Raw genomic sequence first — 20,568 nt, forward strand, 5'->3', positions numbered from 1 at the left:
GAGCAGTATTGGGATGCGCGCCATCGTCGGTGGAAGATAAGCAATAATCGAGTAACATCCAGATTCAGGAGTTGGTGCATGACCGATGACGCAGACGAGACAGCAAACAGACACTTCAGTTCAGATGCTAACAAACTCAAAGACAAAGCTTCTCGAAATCAAGTGATCACGGCTCCATTACCAGACCCGATTGCAAAAAATATTGAAGCGATTATTTCACTTCATGCCCAGGAAGTTCGAGATATTCCCGTCCACCAGCGGATACTAGAAGCGATCGCTACATTCTTTGGGCGATCGATATTTCTGTATAGTTTGCTAGTCATACTGGCTATCTGGATTTTTAGCAGTTTTTTTGATCGCTTTTTGCCATTCAATCTACCCTCGTTTAGCTGGTCAGGTCAAGGCTTAGATGCAGCGTCATTGGTGATTTCAACCGGAGTACTAGTACGACAAACTCGCCAAGAAAACTTTGCCGAACAACGGGCGCAATTGATGCTACAGCTTAACCTGCTCTCCGAGCAAAAAATTGCCAAGATTATTGCTCTATTAGAAGAACTCCGTACCGATTTGCCTAATGTGATAAATCGGCAAGATTCGGAAGCGAAATCGATGCAGGAACCAGCTGACCCGATCGCGGTATTGGAAGCACTCCAGAAAAACTTAGCTGAAGAACTGTCAGCCACAGAAGAAAACAACATGAGCTGAGCAAAGTTTTTTAATAGATTTTTGTTTCTATTGAAAGACAAAAAATAAAACTTAATGTAGAGTCTTTGTGTCGGAAATCACAACTCATCGTATATTTAACCAGAGGGATAGATATGGCTCAACTGAATGGTGTAATGATGCAGTACTTCCATTGGTATATCCCTCCAGATGGCAATCTTTGGAATGAATTGAAAGATAAAGTCAAAGAGTTAGCTGATGTAGGTGTTACATCTGTTTGGCTACCCCCAGCATACAAAGGAACAGGGGGTGGCTACGATGTCGGCTACGGAGTCTACGATATGTACGATCTAGGCGAGTTTGACCAGAAAGGCTCGGTTCGGACAAAGTACGGCACAAAAGACGAGTATATTGCTGCTGTTAAGGCGGCAAAAGCTGCTGGCATTCGAGTCTATGCTGATGTTGTCCTTAACCACAAGTTAGGTGCAGACGAACCCGAAGAGGTAGAAGCAACTCCTTACAATCCAGACAATCGCCACGAGCCAATCGGTGAGATGCAAACAATAAAAGTGTGGACTCACTTTACCTTCCCAGGTCGGAAGGGCAAATACTCCGATATGGAATGGCACTGGTGGCACTTCGACGCAGTTGATTACAACGTCTACAACGAAGGTGAAAACGCAGTTTATCTATTCAAAGATAAAAAATTTGACGAACAGGTTGACCTGGAAAAAGGCGCTTTCGACTATCTCATGGGATGCGATTTGGATATGGAAAGTCCAGAAGTTCGCGAGGAGTTGAATCGCTGGGGTGAGTGGTTTGTAGAAACCACTGATATAGATGGCTTTCGTTTTGATGCGGTTAAACACGTTAGAGCTGGCTTTTTCCCAGAATGGCTGCAACACTGTCGCCAAAAGGCTGGTCGCGATCTTTTTGCCGTCGGTGAGTATTGGTCTTATGAAGTTGAAGCGCTGCACCATTTCATTAACGTCACCGGTGGCGATGTGTTGCTGTTTGATGCGCCATTGCACTATAACTTTAGCGCTGCCAGCAAACAAGGCAATGACTACGATATGCGGCAGATATTTGATAACACATTGGTGCAACAGCAACCTGCTTTAGCCGTCACCTTAGTTGACAATCATGACTCTCAACCCTTGCAGTCGTTGGAATCTGTAGTGGAAGGCTGGTTTAAACCGTTAGCTTATGCGTTGATTCTACTGCGAAGTGAGGGTTATCCCTGTATCTTCTATGCGGATTACTATGGTGCTAATTACAAGGATACGGGCAGCGATGGCAATGAGCATGAGATTTGGCTCGATAGTCATAAATGGATAATTGATAAATTTTTGCACGTTCGTCAAACCTATGCCTATGGCGACCAATACGATTACTTCGATCACGCCAATACAATCGCCTGGACACGCTTAGGAGACGAAGAACATCCTGGCGGTATGGCAGTAGTTCTGAGTAATGGAGGAGAAGGGACTAAGTGGATGGAAGTTGGGCAACCCAACAGCACTTACATTGATATTACTGAACATATCAGCGAACCTGTGACAACGAATGATGAGGGCTGGGCTGATTTTCGATGCGATGCTGGTTCTGTTTCTGTGTGGGTTCCACAGTCTTAGGTGATTTACAAGAATAAATATACCGATGCCGTTGGTTTCGACACTTCGACAGGCTCAGTGCATCGCTTCGCTCAACCAACTCATAGATCGAGAGTTGAGCGTACCCCTGCGGGGAAGCAAGCTACGCGTAGCGTCTGCAAGAGTTGTCGAAACTCGCTAACACAGGTATTTTCTTTGTCGGAAATCACCTTAGTCGAGGTTTTAGTAGCATTCATGCAGAAAGTTACGCACTTGACAAAATGCTGCTTAAAAGAGAATTTAAGCAGTATTTTTTGGATAAGCCACAACCCTTATTATTCCGTTATAAAGCAATTGAGCATTGCCTAAAAAGATTCAATTTAGGCAATGTTTAGTCTGAGTTTTAGATATGCTTCTTACTGAACCTAACTATTTGTAGAACTATGGTTCAAACTATATATTTAGAATTAGGTCTGAAAACGGAGAGGGGGGATTCGAACCCCCGTTAAGTTTCCCTAAACAGACTTTCCAGGTCTGCGCCTTAAACCACTCGGCCACCTCTCCAGGTGTCACAAGTTACGATCATACTATAGAATTCTAAAAAATGCAAAGATAAAGAAAGATATTCTAGATTGAATCTGAAAGTCCAATCCTAAAACGCAAATCCAGATGTCCCGTACATACACAATTAAAGTTCGCGATCGCGCCACTGGCAAAACACACACCCTACAAGTGCCAGAAGACCGCTACATCCTGCACACTGGCGAAAAACAAGGGGTGGAACTACCGTTTTCCTGTCGCAACGGGGCTTGCACTGCTTGTGCTGTGAGAGTGTTATCAGGAGAAATTTACCAACCAGAAGCGATCGGCTTGTCGCCAGATTTACGTCGCCAAGGTTATGCCTTGTTGTGTGTGAGTTACCCCCGTTCTGACTTAGAAATGGAGACACAAGACGAAGATGAAGTCTACGAACTCCAGTTTGGACGCTATTTTGCTAGGGGGAGAATTAAAGCGGGTTTACCCTTAGATGAGGAATGAAGAAGAATTCAGAATGGGCTAAACGCCCCGCTACCGCTAACAGGAGTCAGAATTCAGAATTCTGTCTCGATAAACAATTCAAAATCACCGAATTTCTGATGCCTGTAAATTTTGGTGAGTGGGTGCGAAAAATAGCGATTTTGGCTTGCTTATTGCTGTTGGTGAGTTGTCAAGGTAAAAACCAACTGCCAAACAGTGAAGCCCAGGTGAAAGTAGCACGGGTAGTTAGTGGGCAAAGTTTGGAAGTTTTAGGCATGGCTGAACAACCAAATTTGATTTCCCAAGTGCGGTTAGTGGGTGTTGATGCACCAGATTTGCGACAGCGCCCTTGGGGAGAAGCAGCAAAAGAACAGTTAGAGAATCTAATTGGTGGTGTAGAACAATCGGTAACGCTGGAGTTTGATTTAGAAGCAAAAGACAAAATCGGGCGAACTCTAGCTTATGTGTGGAAAAATAAGGTGTTGTTAAATGAAGAATTAGTCAAACAAGGGAATGCAATGTTTGTGGGGCGATCGCCCAACCACAAGTATGACCTGCGTTTAGAACGCGCCCAACAATGGGCTAGACTCATGGGGCAAGGAATCTGGAACCCAGAAAAGCCCATGCGCCTTACTCCCGGTGAGTTTCGCCGCCAAAATCTTTGAAGAATGGGGATTGGGGCAGGGGGCAGGGAGAAAATACCAAATATATTTCTTTCTCCTCTGCACCCTTCCCAATGACAAATGACAAATGACTAATGACAAATGACTAATGACTAATGACTAATCTACAAATTTTTCTAGATATTGCTACAGAAGCGGCCTTGGCTGCTGGTGCAATTTTGCAAGGTTACTTGGGTAAGTTAGAAGACGCAATTATTGAAAAAGGACGCCCTGGTGATTTAGTCACGGCTGCTGATAAAGCCTCAGAGGAGTTGATTTTAGAAATTTTGCGCCGCCACTTTCCCCAGCACTCGATCCTCGCTGAAGAGTCAGGGAAATTAGGTAATCAAGAGAATGAATATCTCTGGGCAATAGATCCTCTAGATGGTACAACCAACTACGCTCATCAATACCCATTTTTTGCCGTTTCCATCGGGCTGTTAATTAATGGCGTTCCCCAAGTTGGTGTAATTTATGACCCATTTCACAATGAGCTATTCCGTGCTGCTGCTGGCTTAGGGGCAACGCGTAACCGTCAGCCCATAAAGGTTTCAGCAACATCTGAACTGAGTAAAAGCCTACTAGTAACAGGATTTGCCTACGATCGCCGCGAAACCTCTGATAACAACTACGCAGAATTTAGTCACCTCACCCATCTTACCCAAGGAGTTAGACGTAGCGGTTCGGCATCGCTAGATTTAGCCTATGTTGCCTGTGGACGTGTCGATGGTTACTGGGAACGGGGACTTTCTCCTTGGGATATTGCCGCTGGGATAATTTTGGTACAAGAAGCCGGGGGCAAAATTACTGCCTACGATGGTACTGCTGTCAAAATTGAGTCAGGTAGAATTCTTGCCACCAATAGTTATATTCACGACTCTCTCAGTAACGAACTTTTACGGGTTCCACCACTGTCAGCTTGGGTGTAGCAGATGGGGGCTTTCCCTAAGACTTTGGGTACACTAAAAGCAATCTAACTGCTCCTTTGGTGCAAAAACTCTATATGTCTTTCAAAATAGATCGTGGACTATTTAAATATGATTTCATAGATCATCACGCAGTGCTGTGCGTTCCAGTTGATGCCGATGTCAAAGAGATTCGCAAACGCTATCTCCAAGTTGCTCGTCGTTTGCACCCAGACAGTAGTCTTACTGAAACTGCTGCTCAAAAACATCTCGGTAATGAATTGTTATCAAAGCTGGTTAACCCGGCTTACGAAAAACTTGCTAGCGATCGCACTCGCACTGAATATATTCTAATTTTGTCGCAAATTGGCAAACGTCTAGTACAAGAGTCTACTTCGGTAACTCTAAACACCGACTTGGCTAAACAGTTAGTTGAGGCAGGTAATATCGATCATTTTTATAAAACTGCGATCGCCAAACTAGCCCAAACCCAATATGATTCTTTAGAACAAGCGCAGCAAGTCATTGCCCAAGCTAGTGAGTTGAATTTAGTGTATTTAATGCGGAGTGCCGGTAAATCATCCGCAGCGCCACCATCTGCTCAACCTAAAGTCCAATCAGGTACGCCTCAGCCAAATACACCAAAAAATACAGCACCAACACCAGCCCCACCAAAAGAAGACTTGATTGTAGAACAGTATATTCGTCGCGCTCAATCTTTGATTGATAAAAACCAATTTTCCCCAGCCAAAGTAGAGTTGCAAGAGGCCCTGAAGCTAGAACCAAAAAATAGTCGCTGTCATAGCTTAATTGCAATGGTGTATTTGAAGCAAAATCAGCTAAAAATGGCCAAAATCCACTTTGACAACGCTCTAAAATTAGATCCCAGTGACGAAACGGCTCTGCAATGGAAACCTAAAATAGATAAGGCTTTAGGACAACAACCTAGCGATCATAAGGTGACTTCATCCCCCAATAATGGAGATAAGCAACCAGAGAAATCTGGTAGTGGTTTGTTCGGTGGTTTGTTTGGTGGGAAGAAAAAATAATGGTGTATCAACCAGCAGCGGGAGCCAGGGATTTATTGCCCTTGGATGTGGAGAAAAAACGCTGGATTGAAGATCGGTTACAGCAGGTGTTTCATCGTTGGGGATATCACAGGATTATCACCTCGACTTTAGAACGGATGGATACCCTGATGGCGGGGGAAGCCATCCAGCGTCAGATGGTGATTCAACTACAACAAAATGGCGAAGATGATGAATTAGGGCTACGTCCAGAATTAACAGCATCTATTGCTCGTACTGTTGTGACTCGGATGGCTGGTGTTACTTATCCACAACGGTTGTATTACAACGCCAATGTGTTTCGCCGCACTTGGGAAAGTAGGCATAATCGCCAGCAAGAGTTTTATCAAGCTGGGGTGGAATTGTTAGGTACTGGCGGATTGCTGGCGAATGCCGAAGTACTACTGTTAGTAGCAGATTGTTTGGCAGCACTGGGTTTGCAGGAATGGCATGTAATTTTAGGTGAGGCGGGAATTACCCGATCGCTCCTGAGTGCCTTTCCTGCTAATCTCCAAGATCAAGTTCGCAGTGCGATCGCTCATCTTGACCGCATCACCATAGATAATTTACCTCTAAGTGACAAACTCCGCGATCGCGCCCAAACCATCATGGATTTGCGTGGGCCAAGTGCAGACGTGTTGCAAAAAGTTAGTAGTCTGGATCTAGATCAAGAACAGCGAGAGGCAGTAAATAACCTCAAATCCCTAGTAGAATTACTAGAATCAGAGAAAAAATTTCCGTTAATCCTCGACCTCAGCCTGATCCAAACCATAGATTACTACACTGGTATTGTATTTGAAGTTGTCAACGATACCGAATCCCAAGCCAGAGTTTTAGGGCGTGGTGGTCGCTATGACCAGCTTTTGGGGCTATATCATCCTCAAGGAGAAAACATCCCCGGAATTGGTTTTGGACTAAGTATCGAAGATTTATACCAAGTTCTGTTGTCTACTCAGCAATTACCGCAGGAAACTCCAGCGACTGACTGGTTGGTAGCACCAGAGACAGCTAGTGCTAACGCCGCCGCCTTTGTCTACGCACAAAAACTCAGAGATTCTACTGATTTGGTGCGAGTAGAAATTGACTTGGGGGGAAGAGATGCAGAGGCGATTCGCCAATATGCAAGCGATCGCCGCATTGCCCAAATTGCCTGGATCAAAGCTGATGGTTCACCAAAAATTGAACCATTGGGTTAAGTGAGTTGGGAATTGGGCATTGGGTATGGGGTAAGGGGAAAAGGGTAAGGGGAAAAGGGGAAATATTAAATTTATTCCTTTTCCCTTTAACCTTTAACCTTTTCCCCTGCCCCCCTGCCTCCCCTGCCCCATGCCCCCTCCCCTGCTAGGCTAGAAAGAGCCGATACAGAAAAGAGGGAATCGAGAACATGCCGCATACAATTGTTACAGAAGTCTGTGAAGGCGTTGCTGACTGCGTAGATGCCTGTCCAGTAGCTTGTATTCATGATGGCCCAGGCAAAAACACCAAGGGAACTGATTGGTACTGGATTGACTTTGCTACTTGCATCGACTGTGGTATCTGTCTCCAAGTTTGCCCTGTAGAAGGGGCGATTCTTGCAGAAGAACGACCAGAGTTGCAAAAAACTCCGTAATAGTCCATAGTCAACAGTCAATAGTTATGCTTGACTGTTGACCAATGACCAATGACAAGTGACCAATGACAAATGATTATTTATTAGAAGTTCAAAATGTTCACGCTGGATACATCAAAGATGTAGATATCCTGCAAGGTGTGAATTTTCAGGTTGCACCAGGGGAATTGGTGACAGTGATTGGCCCCAACGGTGCAGGTAAATCTACTTTGGCAAAAGCAATTTTTGGGCTTTTGATCCCCCACACAGGCACAATTACCTTCAAAGGTGAAAATATCGTGGGGCTAAAGTCCAATGAAATTGTCCAACGAGGAATGTGCTACGTACCGCAAATCGCCAATGTTTTCCCCTCTCTCAGTGTTGAAGAGAATTTGGAGATGGGTGCTTTTGTGCTTAACGTTCCCCTGAAACCAATTAAAGATAAAATATTTACTATGTTTCCGAGATTAAGCGATCGCCGTCGTCAACGTGCTGGTACTCTCTCTGGAGGAGAACGCCAGATGCTAGCGATGGGCAAAGCTTTGATGTTGGAACCTGGTTTGCTGATTTTAGATGAGCCATCTGCTGCTTTGTCACCGATTTTAGTGACACAAGTGTTCGAGCAGATTAAACAAATTAATCAGGCAGGTACTGCGATCGTATTAGTAGAACAAAATGCCCGTAAAGCTTTAGAGATGGCTAATCGTGGGTATGTATTAGAATCGGGACGTGATGCGATCTCCGGCCCTGGTGAAGAATTGTTGAATGACCCGAAAGTGGGTGAGCTATATCTGGGAGCAGGTAAGAGACATTAACCCTTTTTTATCACTCTTGCCCCATTCAACATAACACCAGCTTAATATCGGAGCTTCACCAGTCTATAGCGATGACTAGGTTGGGCTGCGCCGACGCTATCTATAACTAATACAAAAGCCATAACATTACCTGCCACTGCCGCGACCGTCGTTTTCGATGCTCAAAGAATTCTCCCTAATAATCCGTTTCTAATCACATCTACAGCTAGTCGAGAGGCAAAACAGGACATTCATTTAGGAAAAATTGACTAAAATGTAAATTACCCGGATTTACCAAAATCCCCATTCGCAATTCGCAACTCTGAATTACGTCATGGATGGGTATTTATACCCCAACCATAAATTAAATGTACGGGTATCCAAAAATATATCGGTCGAATTAAAGAATCTGGAGGGACTTATTCGCCGTCATAGCAGTTTTTATATTGGATTATATGGATATAGAAGATTCCTACGAGTTAGTTGCCGAATTATTGATACTAAATCTTAACAAGCACCAGTACTAAACTAAAAAACATCTAATTTGCATAATCGAATTAAATATAACTCTTGTGGGATGGGCATCTTGCCCGTCCAGTATATGCAATTTAAATGTCGAACATTACCAACAAGGACAAAGAGCGATGAGGCTTATTTTATCTGCATCCTAAGCTAATCAGCATTCAAGTTGCATAATCAGGGCGGGCAAGATGCCCACCCCACAAGATATTGAGAAAATTTTCATCTGCAAATTAGATGTGTTTTAGCTTAGCCCAAGTTGTAGCCCCTTAAGCTTGCACAGAGACTTAAAGGACAGAGAAAGAAACCTCTGGATTCTCCGCGTCTCTGCGATTATTTTTATCTTGGGCGTCCCAATGTAGTGATATATAAAACAGCTTCATCAGCAGGAATGCCTAAAACTTCATTTACTTGATCGTCAAAGAATCCACCGATACCACTGACGCCTACATTCAGGTGCATTGCTGCTAAATTCAGGCGTTGTCCCAAATGACCGACATCCATGTGTAAGTAACGGTAAACGCGATCGCCATATTGTGCGATCGCAGCTTTCAAATCGGCTGTATGAAATAACACTGCTGCGGCATCCCGCCCTAATTCTTGTCCTAAACAGAGAAAATGTAACTCTCGCCGAAAGTTTTTAAACCGGATTTGGCGTAACTCTTGGGCTTTGGGTGCGTAATAGTAACAACCCGCCTCCAGTCCTTTAACTCCGCAAACAGCAATGAATGTTTCGATTAAATTTAGATCGAAGTAGTCTGGAGAAATATCTAAGCTTTGGTCGATGTAATTTTGCGGTTGGTAAGTGAAATCGAGTAAACTTTTCAATTCATCGAAGCTTAAATCATCACCATTGTAAGCGCGGGTAGAGCGTCGCTTATACATAGTGGTTTCCAGTTCTGATAGTTTTTTTCCCCAGTTTATCGGTGCGGTGGTGGTGGGAATTTTTAAACAGAAAGGAAAATTGTATTTATCCTCTAAAGATTTTTCTTGTTTAATAGTTGGTAGATTAAGATTACCAGTTACACCTGGTTGGATCTGGGTGTGTCGATGGAAATATGTTAGTAATTCGCCATCGGGGATTTGAGGATAACTGGTTTCGGTGGCGGAAGGTAAAGCAGTACATCCCAATGGTAAATTTTGATTCACATCTAACAAGTCTGCCAGAGGTAAGACAGCGATCGCACCTTCTTGTTGCGGATCGACATAAAGCAGATCGTTGACCGATTCATCCACAAAGCCGCCGATTAAATGGGGGCGATAATCAGTAATCGCACCAGCTAGCTCGATATTACCCAACAAGTGTCCCGTATCCAGAAAAATCCGCCGATAAGCCCGATCTTCATAGCGCCACGCAGAACGATAGAAAACCGCAGTGATAATAATTGCTAATTGGGTATTTTCTAAAGAAGGATGCCAGAAACAAGACTCTTGAAGAGTTTGCCAAACATCACTTTCCCAATAATGCATGAGAGAATGAGTTCTACACTGGTAGTTATATAGACCAGGTGGCAATAACGAAGTCCCACGGGAAACCACATACACCTCGGCAGGGTATAGTCCGCCTGCACTGGGAGCAGCGCGTAAATACACTGCACTACCCATAGAAGGCATTTTCGCCGTCAATCCATAACTGCGAAACAATAGCCGTGAAAGTCTTTGCCACCATTGAGCATCTGGGTTATTAGCATAAGCCTCTGCTTTTTCTTGGATATAGGGTTTGAGATCAAAAGTAGAGCCAATTTTGTATTCTTTGAAGGGCACTGGCTGTTTAGTCCAGTCTAACCGCTGACTTTTAGAAGCGAGAGTCTCAGGGTTGTATTTAGTCCGTTCGTGATAATGCTGGGCAATAGATTGGTGTAATTCTGGCATAGTACTTTTAATATCCTTGGGGCATCCTTTTCTTGATCTTGGCATTCATTAGCCTCATTATTTCGTGTCAATTGGTACAATCCTCAGAGTCATAAAGTGGTAAATGGTAACAATTGAATTGGGCATGGGGCATGGGGAAAGGGGTAAGGGGAAAAGGGGAAAGATTAAATTTATTCCTTTTCCCTTTAACCTTTAACCTTTTCCCCTGCCTCCCCTGCTCCCCTGCTCCCCATCTTCTTTCGCAGTACCATATAAACGCAAAACTATCTAAGCCTGGATGTGCAATGATGCCTGTACGTCAAACTTTATCAAAGCCTGATATCCAACTTTCTTATTTAGAATGGAATCAAGGTCAAGAACCTTTACTGCTGTTACATGGCTTAGGCGACCATGCTTTGGTGTGGTCTAGTTTAGGAGATTACTTGGCGGCGGATTACCACATAGTTGCGCCAGATATGCGCGGACATGGGCAAAGTAGTAAACCAGAGATAGATTATAGCTTTGAGAGTGCGATCGCAGACCTTGAAGCACTCATGGATAGTCTTGGATGGACTTTTGCCCATATTGTAAGTCACTCGTGGACAGGAAAATTAGCCGCCATCTGGGCAAGACAAAACCCAAAGCGTTTACGGAGTATAATTCTCGTCGATCCAATTTTTATCTGGAAAATGCCCAGTCTTTTCAGGGTAACTTTCCCAATGTTATATCGCTTCTTGCCTTTTCTTAAAAGCATGGGGCCCTTTGCCAGCCATGAAGAAGCGGAACAACAAGCACGGCAATTAAAGCAATATCAAGGATGGAGTCCTTTACAACAGCAAGTCTTCCAAGCAGGAATAGAACAAAAACCCGATGGAAGTTGGGGCAGCAAATTTACCATAGCCGCCCGCGACGGCATTTTTGAGGCAGTGATGCAAGTGCCCGGTTTTACAATTCCCCTTGACACCCCTGCCCTATTCGTACAGCCAAAACAAGGATTGAATCGCCAAAATTGGCAAATTCAACCCTACAAAACCTATCTTCAAAACTTACGTATCTACCAAGTTCCCGGCAATCATTGGCCATTTTTGACACAACCAGAGACATTTAACCAAACTGTGGCAGCTTTCTTGGCAGAACACAGATCAAAAATCTCATGATTATTAGACGGGATTAGTCATACAGCAACAGAAGAATTAATAGGAGCGATGTCTAGAGGGATTGGGCATGGGGAAAGGGAAAGGGGTAAGGGGAAAAGGGTAAGGGGAAAAGGGGAAAGATTAAATTTATTCCTTTTCCCTTTAACCTTTAACCTCTAACCTTTTCCCCAGCTCCCCAGCTCCCCAGCCTCTCCTGCCCCCTCATCTCCCCACTCCCCACTCTCCTGTCATGAGCCTTTGTATCAACCCTGTTTGCCCTAAACCAAATCACCCGAATAATCAGCAAAACCGCTTTTGTCAAAGTTGTGGTTCCCATCTAGAATTGCTAGGGCGTTATCGGGTAACGTGCCTGTTGAGTGAGACAACAGGTTTTAGTAAAGTTTATGAGGCATACGAGCAAGATACCCCCAAAATTCTCAAGATACTCAAAGAAGATTTATCAGGCGACGCCAAAGCAGTAGAACTATTTCAGCAAGAAGTAACGGTGTTGGGACAATTCAAGCATCCCGGAATTCCTAAAGAAGATAGTTACTTCCAGTATCAAACCCGAAATGGTTTAGTGTTGCATTGCATTGCAATGGAAAAAATCGATGGCTACAACTTAGAACAGTGGCTACAGCAGCAAAATAGTCCCATATCTCAAGAACAAGCCATAGACTGGTTAAGACAGTTGATAGAAATTTTAGATGTAGTGCATGGAAAACAGTACCTACATCGAGATATTAAGCCATCTAATATCATGATTAGATCCCCCCTTGAGCAGAGTTGGGGGAATCTAGTACTGATTGATTTTGGCACCGCCAATGAAATTAATAAAACCTACCAAGACCAACTAAGCAACGGCGACAAGATGACAGCACTTATGTCATCTGGCTACAGCGCCCCAGAACAAATGAATGGTCAAGCAGTACCGCAGTCAGATTTCTTTGCTTTGGGACGCACTTTTGTATTCTTGCTGACAGGACACCATCCTTTAGAGATGTATGATGTCCAGCAAAATTTGTTGCACTGGCAAAATCATGCTACCCATATTTCACCCTTACTATTGAATTTAATTGATTGGCTAACAGCATCAGATATAGAACAACGTCCTGCCAGTACTGAAGAAATTTTGCATTCCCTAGAAGAAATAGAAACTCAATTAACAGACACGACTCCGACAAATAGTAATATTCTAGAAAATTCTAACCTTGAAGATTTATCTGTAGATATTAATAAAAACTCATTACCTCCAAATCAGCAGCCGGAAAAAGTGCCGATATTAACATTTTTTGCAGTCTTATTAGCAATATTAGGATTGCTTAGTGTAGTGGCTTTAGCCATGCGGAAATCAGATTTTTCTGAAACATCTTATTACAGACAATATCCAGAAAAAAAAGGTAATATTGATTATTTTTCTTACCAAGAAGGTAGGGATAGTCAAGGAAGAATTGCTGAGTTTAATATAGCGGTTTTATCACTAAACTATAAATGGCTTTTAGGTAGCAACTTTCAAATTAAATACAATGATGAAATTATTAGCGTTGACCTTCTGAAGTTGAATTTAGAACAAGAAGGTATAGAGAATATAATGGAAGCTCCCAATGAGATTATCTCTGTCGGTACAGCTTCTTGCAAAGGTGATAGATTAATTCAAGAACGTGTGGCTTTAGAACGTTCAAAACAAATACAATTTTTGGTTAAAAAATTATTTATTAATACACCAAGCGTCAAAAGTTATCGCTTATTGAATTTGGGTCAATTTCAACGGAGTGATTGTCGGGCAAATCAGGATTTAACGACATATCAGACAAGTGTAATAATTATTGGTGTTAAAAGAGAATCATCAGGTGTCATTCTTGACGAGGCGCTACGGAATAGGTTAGAAAAGAAGCCTTTTGCTGATTTTAAATTAGAAGATTATTCTTTGGGATCTGCACAGAAGTTTAAGACTATACCGAGCAATTTCTAAAATCTCTAGCAAAGTAAGATCAGTACATAGGCATATCTCTTATGGCTAGAGCAGCAGATATCAGCACTCATCGATTAATCAGCCCTATAAACAAACAACTTTTGCCTGTTTGGGATGAACCCGCTACTAGTGGTTTATCTTTGTTGACAAATTACTAGTAGCGTCTTCCAGACTAACTAGGACGGTTATTCGCACCGTGAGTTTTTAGGATGATTTGCGAAAATTAAAGATAATCTGGAGGTTCAAAATATGAAATTTTCAATCCAATCACTTTACGCCTGGTATCGCAGTGTGCTTCGTAACCCCAAATACCGTTGGTGGGTAATTTTAGGAACGTTGGTTTATTTGGTCAGCCCATTTGATATTCTCCCAGATTTTATACCCGTTGCGGGACAGATTGATGATGTTTTCCTTTTGACTCTGCTAGTTAGTGAAGTGTCTGGGCTAGTGATTGAGGGCTGGAAAGCTCGTAAGGGTGAGGTGGGTACTGAAGTACCTAATACTACTGAGGGTTCTAGCTCTAGTGGAAGCACTATTGATGTTGATGCTGTTTCTGTTAAGTAGTTTTAATAAAACCCCTGCTTTTAGAATTTGAGGTGGGGGATATTTTTTTTAACGCATAGGCGCTTCGCCTTCCCGCAGGGTAGGGGCGCGGAGGGAAGCGCGGAGGTTCGCGGAGGATGAGAGGGAGTGAGAGGAGGGGTTAGAGGTTGTTGGCTACGCGTTTAATGCCTTCTTTGAGGTGGAGGACGTTGAAGTTGAGGAGAAGACCTAGTTTGCAGTTTGCGAGTTTGAGATAGGTTAGGAGTTGAACGGAGTGAATTGGGTGGAAGGATTCTACAGATTTAATCTCTACAATTACCTTATTTTCGACAATCAAATCCAATCGATAAACACATTCCAATTGCACATCTTGGTAAACCAAAGGCAATGGAATTTGCTTACCAACACTCAACCCGGACTTCTTCAACTCATAATCCAAACACTCCTCATAAGCCGACTCCAACAAACCAGGCCCCAAAGCAGTATGCACCCTCATCGCACACCCAATAATCACCCCACTCAACTCATTCTCTCTCATCCTCTGCGTTCCTCTGCGCTTCCCTTTGCGATCCTTTGCGTTTAAAAATCTTTCACAAATTCAGTCAAGAACCTAAACGCCTTCAAAATATAACTAGCGCAATCTCTAGGAGAGGTATTGTAAAACGATCGCCACGCACTCGCTTTATCCTCATCATACCGATCGCTACGTTGACTATGATTTTCTAACCACGCCAATCGCACTGCGTGTCCAATCAACACATCCAACACAATATATTCTTCAATTTGCAGCTTGGGATTATTAGCCGCGATCGCTCCTAATTCGATTAATGCTTCAATATTAACTTGCCGATATTCTGGAGCTTCGATTTTATTCAGCAAATGCTCAACTAACAGAGCAAAATTTCTTTCCCCGGCTGTCATTTCCGACAGCATTATCTCACTATCTAAGCGATTGCGGCGCTCTAGTTTATCGCCAATTACTAAACCTTTGCAATGCTGCATTAATAGCCAAACTTGCTTAAAAAATTCTTTTGGTACGCGCCCCGTCGCACCTTCAGCTTGGCGAAACCGTCGCCAACCACCCGGCGGAACTTCTATCCCTTCGGCGATTCCTGGTAACACTACCCAAGCAATATCACTTTCTTTTTGTTTGACGTGCAGTGATTCTTGCTGACGTAACAGGTTACTCATGCCAGTATATCCAGTTAATACCTGACGCAAACGCATTTTCACTTCAAAGGGTGAAAGTTGCATTAAGTAATCGTAAGCTTCATCTTGAGTAACGTGTAATTCCCGCGCTAGTTCGCTGGTTATTAACAGGATAAGATAGCCGACTCTCAGCGTTAGTAGTCCTTGGAATAGTTCAGGTTCTGAGCGAATTAAGATACCAAGATAGATTAAAATCTCTTGAGTGAGGACGCGATCGCGGATATCTTCACGACAAAAATGGTTAATTTTATCGGCAATCTCATCGTGAGACATGGGTACGGTAATTAAGGACGCTTCGCTGTAAGCTTTACCCACAGCAATTTGCTTACCCCGCACCAAAATACTCGTTACTGCATCTGATAGGCTGATATCAACCATTTGGCGCAACCCCGCAGCCCGACGCACTACTGCCCAAATGCCTAAATCTCCAGCTTTGGTGTAAACTTCATCGAGTAAATCGGCTACAGTGACAGGATATCCTGGGCCGCCATACCCTGTATCAAATTCCATTCCCTGTAAGCGAGTTAAAGTTTGCAATAACTCAATTTGCTCGTAGATGTTCTCTGATGAGCGCAAAGAAGAAAGTAATAACCCAAAGTTGGTTTCATACTCCATTTGAAATTCTTGGGTATGTCCTAAGCGCCAGTTTTTCTCAGGATGATATGCTAGATAATAGCAACGTGGGCTAGCATTTTTCACTGGCGATCGCGAGAATTCTGCATTGGGTAGAAAATCAATTCTTTGGATTCCGGCTGTCAACATTAACTGATTTAGCCGCCCTAATTTTACCCGTACACCATTACAAACACCATCTTTCAGTTCTTGCATCAGTTCTAATAATGCTTCAGAACCACTTTCTAACATGGTGTGTGTCAACATTAAAGTCAGAGTAGGACGCCCTAAATCGCTCCAATACTTTTGAATGTAAGCTAGTTCGCTTCTAATTTGATCTAGCAAAAAATGGTAATCAAGAGTTAAATAAAACTGCTGAGAGTCTGAAAAGGAAGGCAAAAATACAATTGTTTCACCACTAATACGAAAGATTCTAGATGTTGTTAAACTCCGCAGCCGCCGCACTGGCCGCCCAGTTAACCCAAGTTTGTTGTTACGTCCAATTTGGGTATAAATTGCTGAAAATTCTCCAGCTTTTCTCACCTGAATCGGTTCAACTTGGGCAGGTGTTTGGGCTTCAATTCCGTGAACTTCTAGTTTCGTCTGTAAATCTTCATCTTCTGCTAATAAAGCAATTTGTACCAACGATTCGCGCTGTTTTCCTACACACAAATGTCTTCCCAAAGGGTCGATATCACCAACCGCCAATAACCCTTCACTCAACATTTGACTGAGGAAATATAAACTCTGCGCCCATACCAAAGGAATATTTTCATTGGGCAAACGTGGTTGCGTTTGAGGTGCTAACTTTTCTGCCTCTATATTTTCTGCTGGAACATAATAAAGTTCCGGCAATAAACGCAAACCATCTTGTTCTATGAGTAATGATTCTAAAAGCTCTTGGTATTTTTTAACTTGTTCTTGTTCGCTACGAAATAATCCATCTAGAACTAAATAAGTGAAAAATAACGGCCATTCGCATTCAATATGCTCAAATTGCTTGAGTTCCCACGGTTCGTAGTGTAAGCGCTGACTATCTTCTAAAACCGTTTGGTGTCCATCACGCAGAAAACGTTTGCAGCCGTATTTACCTGCGAGTTTATTGATAATATCGTTTAAGGTGCGATCGCGTAACTCCAAATCTTCCACTGCAAAGGCAGGATAACTAATAATACTCAACAGCGCTGCATCAATTTCTTTAGAACCAGATTCTCTCGGTAATAGCGATTCTAAAGTAATCCGGGCGCGGGCGATTTCATCTGGTAGCACATGAATTACCGATGCTTGACTACCACGCACACCAAACAAATCCAGCCCATTGATAGCTTCTAAAGCAGCTTTTGCCATGCCTACAGAACTGGCATTTAATTCAGCATTTCCCCGATTAATTTTATTACCGCGTTCCCAAATGCCGTAATCTGGCGTGCGGTAAGCTCGTCCAATGTAGTAAACTAAATTTTGGACGAAATTAACTTCATCAATTGTATAAATTATTGGCAATCCCGCAGCCGTCATTTGCGCCAACATCAGCAAAAATATAGATGTGGCATCAAGTTGCAAATGTCCCCATTCGTTATCCCCAACAACAATGTCACCAGTCGCGGTATTATATTTGGCGTGCAGTCCATCTAGTAGCGACTGAGTATGTTTAAATGTCTCGACTTTATGAGCCTGTCGCATCATCGCAAACAACAAGCCGCGCATCAGTTTGATGACACTGTGTTCTAGTTCATAAGTGCGTCCTTTGTCGTCGTCAATCTTACGGTATGCAAGTCCTAAACCCCAAACTGCCAAAATGCTGTAAACGTTGTCTCGCACCCACGCATCAGTATAATCACCGTGGGCTGTAATCGCTGTGCTTGCAGGTAGTAAACCCGTAATTGGATTTTGACGAGTCAGGATAATCGTTTTGATTTGCTGGTAGTAATAGTCTAGGCGAGATAGCAATTTAGTAGATGTTTTCATGGTTTGGTTTAGAACTACTTGCAGAATTCAACCCCTTAAAGGAGTGGGTTTCTTGCACTTGGGCTATGGGGAATCGGACATTGAGATAGGATTCCGTACCGTAGGGTATACGGAAACGTTAATCTTATCTAGAAATATCGATCTCTGCGTGGGTGGAATAAATCCCTCCAAGTAAGTCGAGTCTTAGAAAGGTGACTCTCAAGAGTAGTCTTGGGAATCTACTATTGATTCGGTGTAATAAATCATATCGTGTCCGGTTAAAGACTTATCATTAAGACCGCAGAGGTGAGGGCTTTTTGGGCTTTGTACATAGATTCGGGAATTATAACTAATTAGCCAGACATAATATCAGTGATGGGATGATGTCAAAAAATCAAGAGTGCCTCACTCCGAAGGATGAGCTTATGCTAGTCTAAACTAAATCACTACTCCGAGGTTATGCTTATGCTGGTATAAACTAAATCATTTTTTTGCAAAAATTTTAATAAATATAATTTTAATGTAGATATGTTTTAAGATTGATGTGTTTGTGTTGGACATTCAGCAAATAATTGCAGTCAAAAAAGGGAGGCTATCCTCAACCCAATCAAGTTTGATAAAAAATAGGGCTTGTGTACTTTACAAATAAATCATCTTGTGCATTCACATCTAGACATCGGTTCAGCCTTTTACAAACCATATTTTATTAGTTGCGTGGGCGAGCATTTACCGCACGTATCGCAAAACTCTACCTAGAAGCCTTGAAAAGCATAGTTGCTATTTTGGCTTTCCTGTCAATTCCTAAGTGATAAAAAATTAATCAGTTTGTTTACATAATAAATATCCTAGTTTGCTTTATTACACCCTAAGATATCTACTAAAGGATAGGTTCAAAAAAATTATTATTTCATTTACTAACATAAATAATTTAAGCACTTATTTAGACTAGTATTAGCTTGAAAAAACTAACAATTTTTATTGCTGTTCTGAATGAATCAGGTAATTACTATTTTATCCAAAATAGCAGCAGATAGAACCAGGGGCATAACTATATAAAGAACTTAAAAGTTTTTTACCCAATATCTTGTTCCTTTTTTTGCAAAGAGAAATATTAATCTTAAATAGGAGTAACACAATGAAAACAGTTGGGATGTATCGTCGAGCTTATCCGAGAGTATCAGAAACCTTTATTGGAGAGCAAGCCCATAATTTACAAACTTACAAACCGTTATTTCTTACTTGTAAACTATTAGAAGAAATTCCTTTTGATAATATTGCTATTAGTGATAACGATCAATGGAAAATTAAGCAACTATTTCATATAATTTCTGCTTCACCAGATATGTTTGGAAAAGAGTCTGAACTAAAAAATCTAAAATTAATTCACGGACATTTTGGGCCAGATGGTATTTATGCAATGCGATTGGCAGAAAAATTAAATATTCCTTTCATCGTTACATTTTACGGTTTTGATATCACAGTTTCACGTCGTGCCATGTGGCTATCAGGTAATCCAGCATTTTATCAATTTCTTTTGCATGAAGAAGAATTAAAACAAAAAGCATCTAAATTTATTGCTTTTTCTAGTTTCTTGTATAAAAAAATGATTGAATATGGTTATCCTGAAGATAAAATTATTAAACTAAATAGTGGTATAGATTTAGAAAAATTTGCCCCAGCGAGTGAATCAAAAGGTGAAAGATATATTTTATGTGTAGGCAGACATACTGAAAAAAAAGGAATTGATACCCTATTAAAAGCCTTTGCCCGGATTGCCAGTAAGCATCCAGATGTGTCAGTTATTCAAATTGGAAATGGCACAATGACTGAAAAATTCAAAACTCTAGCAGATGAGCTTGGTATTAGTAATAGAGTCAATTTTATGGGGGCAAAACCTTATGAAGTGATTCAAAAAACCATGAGAAATGCAGAAATATTTTCTCTACCCAGTCAAACAGCAAAAAACGGTGATAGCGAAGGTTTACCGCTTTCAATATTAGAAGCTGCCGCTTCTGGTTTACCAATAGCTTCTACCTGGCATAGCGCTATCCCAGATGCTATTTTAGATGGAGAAACTGGCTTTTTAGTTGATGAAAAAGACGATCAAGCTCTCGCAGAAAAATTAGATATTCTTTTGTCTGACCGAGCTTTAGCTAAAAGTATGGGTGAAAAAGGACGAGAGTTTATTTGCGAAAATTTTGATATCCGCAAGCAAACTGCCAAGCTAGAAGCTATTTATGATTTAGTAATCAGTTAACGACACTCAAGTAAGAGTATCTCAATTTAGATTACTGAATCTCAAGCATTTGTGAATGAGCAGAAGTTTTTTAATGCCCTGTTTGGAGACAACTCCCTTTTTTTAGCCATCCGTATGGTTATTTATTCGCGATCGCCAGCTCTCACAGATTATATTAGTAGCAAAACTTACTGTGATCGCAGAATAATTCCGCCAAAAAAATCAAGGTAGCAAGCTAAAAATTTATATAAAGCTACT

General features: G+C 42.0%; 16 protein-coding genes and 1 tRNA gene. 13 read left to right on the forward strand and 4 right to left on the reverse strand.

The window, feature by feature from the left end:
* The first annotated feature begins 78 nt into the window (after positions 1 to 78).
* Both QUD05_RS12685 and QUD05_RS12690 read left to right on the forward strand, forming a co-directional pair.
* Positions 79 to 705, forward strand: a complete 627-nt coding sequence (locus QUD05_RS12685) for a DUF1003 domain-containing protein (RefSeq protein ID WP_289796364.1) — start codon at positions 79 to 81, stop codon at positions 703 to 705.
* 113 nt (positions 706 to 818) lie between these two features.
* Complete coding sequence (locus QUD05_RS12690; protein ID WP_289796365.1) at positions 819 to 2,297, forward strand: alpha-amylase; 1,479 nt, start codon at positions 819 to 821, stop codon at positions 2,295 to 2,297.
* Between the two features lie 438 nt (positions 2,298 to 2,735).
* On the opposite strand, the gene QUD05_RS12695 is transcribed toward QUD05_RS12690, so the two are convergent.
* A tRNA-Ser gene (locus tag QUD05_RS12695) sits at positions 2,736 to 2,819 on the reverse strand.
* Positions 2,820 to 2,924: 105 nt separating this feature from the next.
* Between QUD05_RS12695 and QUD05_RS12700 the strand changes: the two genes are divergently transcribed.
* The 7 genes from QUD05_RS12700 (at position 2,925) to QUD05_RS12730 (ending at position 8,309) form a co-directional block, all read left to right on the forward strand.
* Positions 2,925 to 3,293 (forward strand): 2Fe-2S iron-sulfur cluster-binding protein, encoded by a 369-nt coding sequence (locus tag QUD05_RS12700; RefSeq protein ID WP_289796366.1) that lies wholly within the window; start codon positions 2,925 to 2,927, stop codon positions 3,291 to 3,293.
* 98 nt (positions 3,294 to 3,391) lie between these two features.
* Positions 3,392 to 3,937, forward strand: coding sequence for a thermonuclease family protein (locus QUD05_RS12705; protein ID WP_289799947.1), 546 nt, complete (start codon positions 3,392 to 3,394; stop codon positions 3,935 to 3,937).
* 113 nt (positions 3,938 to 4,050) lie between these two features.
* Positions 4,051 to 4,863, forward strand: a complete 813-nt coding sequence (locus QUD05_RS12710) for an inositol monophosphatase family protein (protein ID WP_289796368.1) — start codon at positions 4,051 to 4,053, stop codon at positions 4,861 to 4,863.
* 74 nt (positions 4,864 to 4,937) lie between these two features.
* Positions 4,938 to 5,888: a J domain-containing protein gene (locus QUD05_RS12715; RefSeq protein WP_289796369.1), complete on the forward strand. Its 951-nt coding sequence runs from the start codon at positions 4,938 to 4,940 to the stop codon at positions 5,886 to 5,888.
* Positions 5,888 to 7,102: an ATP phosphoribosyltransferase regulatory subunit gene (locus tag QUD05_RS12720; RefSeq protein ID WP_289796370.1), complete on the forward strand. Its 1,215-nt coding sequence runs from the start codon at positions 5,888 to 5,890 to the stop codon at positions 7,100 to 7,102. Before QUD05_RS12715 ends, QUD05_RS12720 begins: the two co-directional genes overlap by 1 nt.
* A gap of 188 nt (positions 7,103 to 7,290) precedes the next feature.
* On the forward strand, positions 7,291 to 7,515 hold the full coding sequence (locus QUD05_RS12725; protein WP_094353237.1) for a ferredoxin family protein: 225 nt from the start codon (positions 7,291 to 7,293) through the stop codon (positions 7,513 to 7,515).
* 65 nt (positions 7,516 to 7,580) lie between these two features.
* Complete coding sequence (locus QUD05_RS12730) at positions 7,581 to 8,309, forward strand: ABC transporter ATP-binding protein (RefSeq protein ID WP_289796371.1); 729 nt, start codon at positions 7,581 to 7,583, stop codon at positions 8,307 to 8,309.
* Between the two features lie 837 nt (positions 8,310 to 9,146).
* On the opposite strand, the gene QUD05_RS12735 is transcribed toward QUD05_RS12730, so the two are convergent.
* On the reverse strand, positions 9,147 to 10,679 hold the full coding sequence (locus tag QUD05_RS12735) for a SagB/ThcOx family dehydrogenase (protein ID WP_289799948.1): 1,533 nt from the start codon (positions 10,677 to 10,679) through the stop codon (positions 9,147 to 9,149).
* A gap of 287 nt (positions 10,680 to 10,966) precedes the next feature.
* Between QUD05_RS12735 and QUD05_RS12740 the strand changes: the two genes are divergently transcribed.
* The 3 genes from QUD05_RS12740 (at position 10,967) to QUD05_RS12750 (ending at position 14,330) form a co-directional block, all read left to right on the forward strand.
* Complete coding sequence (locus QUD05_RS12740; RefSeq protein ID WP_289799949.1) at positions 10,967 to 11,815, forward strand: alpha/beta fold hydrolase; 849 nt, start codon at positions 10,967 to 10,969, stop codon at positions 11,813 to 11,815.
* Between the two features lie 229 nt (positions 11,816 to 12,044).
* Positions 12,045 to 13,766 carry a protein kinase domain-containing protein gene (locus QUD05_RS12745; RefSeq protein WP_289796372.1) on the forward strand — a complete coding sequence of 574 codons (1,722 nt, stop codon included), beginning with the start codon at positions 12,045 to 12,047 and terminating at the stop codon, positions 13,764 to 13,766.
* 249 nt (positions 13,767 to 14,015) lie between these two features.
* Positions 14,016 to 14,330 carry a YkvA family protein gene (locus QUD05_RS12750; RefSeq protein WP_289796373.1) on the forward strand — a complete coding sequence of 105 codons (315 nt, stop codon included), beginning with the start codon at positions 14,016 to 14,018 and terminating at the stop codon, positions 14,328 to 14,330.
* Between the two features lie 139 nt (positions 14,331 to 14,469).
* Here QUD05_RS12750 and QUD05_RS12755 read toward each other — a convergent pair whose 3' ends face one another.
* Complete coding sequence (locus QUD05_RS12755) at positions 14,470 to 14,847, reverse strand: GxxExxY protein (RefSeq protein WP_289796374.1); 378 nt, start codon at positions 14,845 to 14,847, stop codon at positions 14,470 to 14,472.
* Positions 14,848 to 14,888: 41 nt separating this feature from the next.
* Positions 14,889 to 18,095, reverse strand: a complete 3,207-nt coding sequence (locus QUD05_RS12760) for a glycoside hydrolase family 15 protein (RefSeq protein ID WP_289796375.1) — start codon at positions 18,093 to 18,095, stop codon at positions 14,889 to 14,891.
* Positions 18,096 to 19,209: 1,114 nt separating this feature from the next.
* Between QUD05_RS12760 and QUD05_RS12765 the strand changes: the two genes are divergently transcribed.
* Entirely contained in the window at positions 19,210 to 20,331 is a 1,122-nt protein-coding gene (locus tag QUD05_RS12765; RefSeq protein ID WP_289796376.1) for a glycosyltransferase, read from the forward strand.
* Positions 20,332 to 20,568 lie beyond the last annotated feature (237 nt).

The sequence above is a fragment of the Nostoc sp. GT001 genome (assembly GCF_030382115.1).
Taxonomy (GTDB): Bacteria; Cyanobacteriota; Cyanobacteriia; order Cyanobacteriales; family Nostocaceae; genus Nostoc.

Bases quoted from the DNA above. Each gene is read 5' to 3' on its own strand.
- QUD05_RS12685 (WP_289796364.1), top strand. From the start codon at position 79: ATGACCGATGACGCAGACGAGACAGCAAACAGACACTTCAGTTCAGAT.
- QUD05_RS12690 (WP_289796365.1), top strand. From the start codon at position 819: ATGGCTCAACTGAATGGTGTAATGATGCAGTACTTCCATTGGTATATC.
- QUD05_RS12700 (WP_289796366.1), top strand. From the start codon at position 2,925: ATGTCCCGTACATACACAATTAAAGTTCGCGATCGCGCCACTGGCAAA.
- QUD05_RS12705 (WP_289799947.1), top strand. From the start codon at position 3,392: ATGCCTGTAAATTTTGGTGAGTGGGTGCGAAAAATAGCGATTTTGGCT.
- QUD05_RS12710 (WP_289796368.1), top strand. From the start codon at position 4,051: ATGACTAATCTACAAATTTTTCTAGATATTGCTACAGAAGCGGCCTTG.
- QUD05_RS12715 (WP_289796369.1), top strand. From the start codon at position 4,938: ATGTCTTTCAAAATAGATCGTGGACTATTTAAATATGATTTCATAGAT.
- QUD05_RS12720 (WP_289796370.1), top strand. From the start codon at position 5,888: ATGGTGTATCAACCAGCAGCGGGAGCCAGGGATTTATTGCCCTTGGAT.
- QUD05_RS12725 (WP_094353237.1), top strand. From the start codon at position 7,291: ATGCCGCATACAATTGTTACAGAAGTCTGTGAAGGCGTTGCTGACTGC.
- QUD05_RS12730 (WP_289796371.1), top strand. From the start codon at position 7,581: ATGACAAATGATTATTTATTAGAAGTTCAAAATGTTCACGCTGGATAC.
- QUD05_RS12735 (WP_289799948.1), bottom strand. From the start codon at position 10,679: ATGCCAGAATTACACCAATCTATTGCCCAGCATTATCACGAACGGACT.
- QUD05_RS12740 (WP_289799949.1), top strand. From the start codon at position 10,967: ATGCCTGTACGTCAAACTTTATCAAAGCCTGATATCCAACTTTCTTAT.
- QUD05_RS12745 (WP_289796372.1), top strand. From the start codon at position 12,045: ATGAGCCTTTGTATCAACCCTGTTTGCCCTAAACCAAATCACCCGAAT.
- QUD05_RS12750 (WP_289796373.1), top strand. From the start codon at position 14,016: ATGAAATTTTCAATCCAATCACTTTACGCCTGGTATCGCAGTGTGCTT.
- QUD05_RS12755 (WP_289796374.1), bottom strand. From the start codon at position 14,847: ATGAGAGAGAATGAGTTGAGTGGGGTGATTATTGGGTGTGCGATGAGG.
- QUD05_RS12760 (WP_289796375.1), bottom strand. From the start codon at position 18,095: ATGAAAACATCTACTAAATTGCTATCTCGCCTAGACTATTACTACCAG.
- QUD05_RS12765 (WP_289796376.1), top strand. From the start codon at position 19,210: ATGAAAACAGTTGGGATGTATCGTCGAGCTTATCCGAGAGTATCAGAA.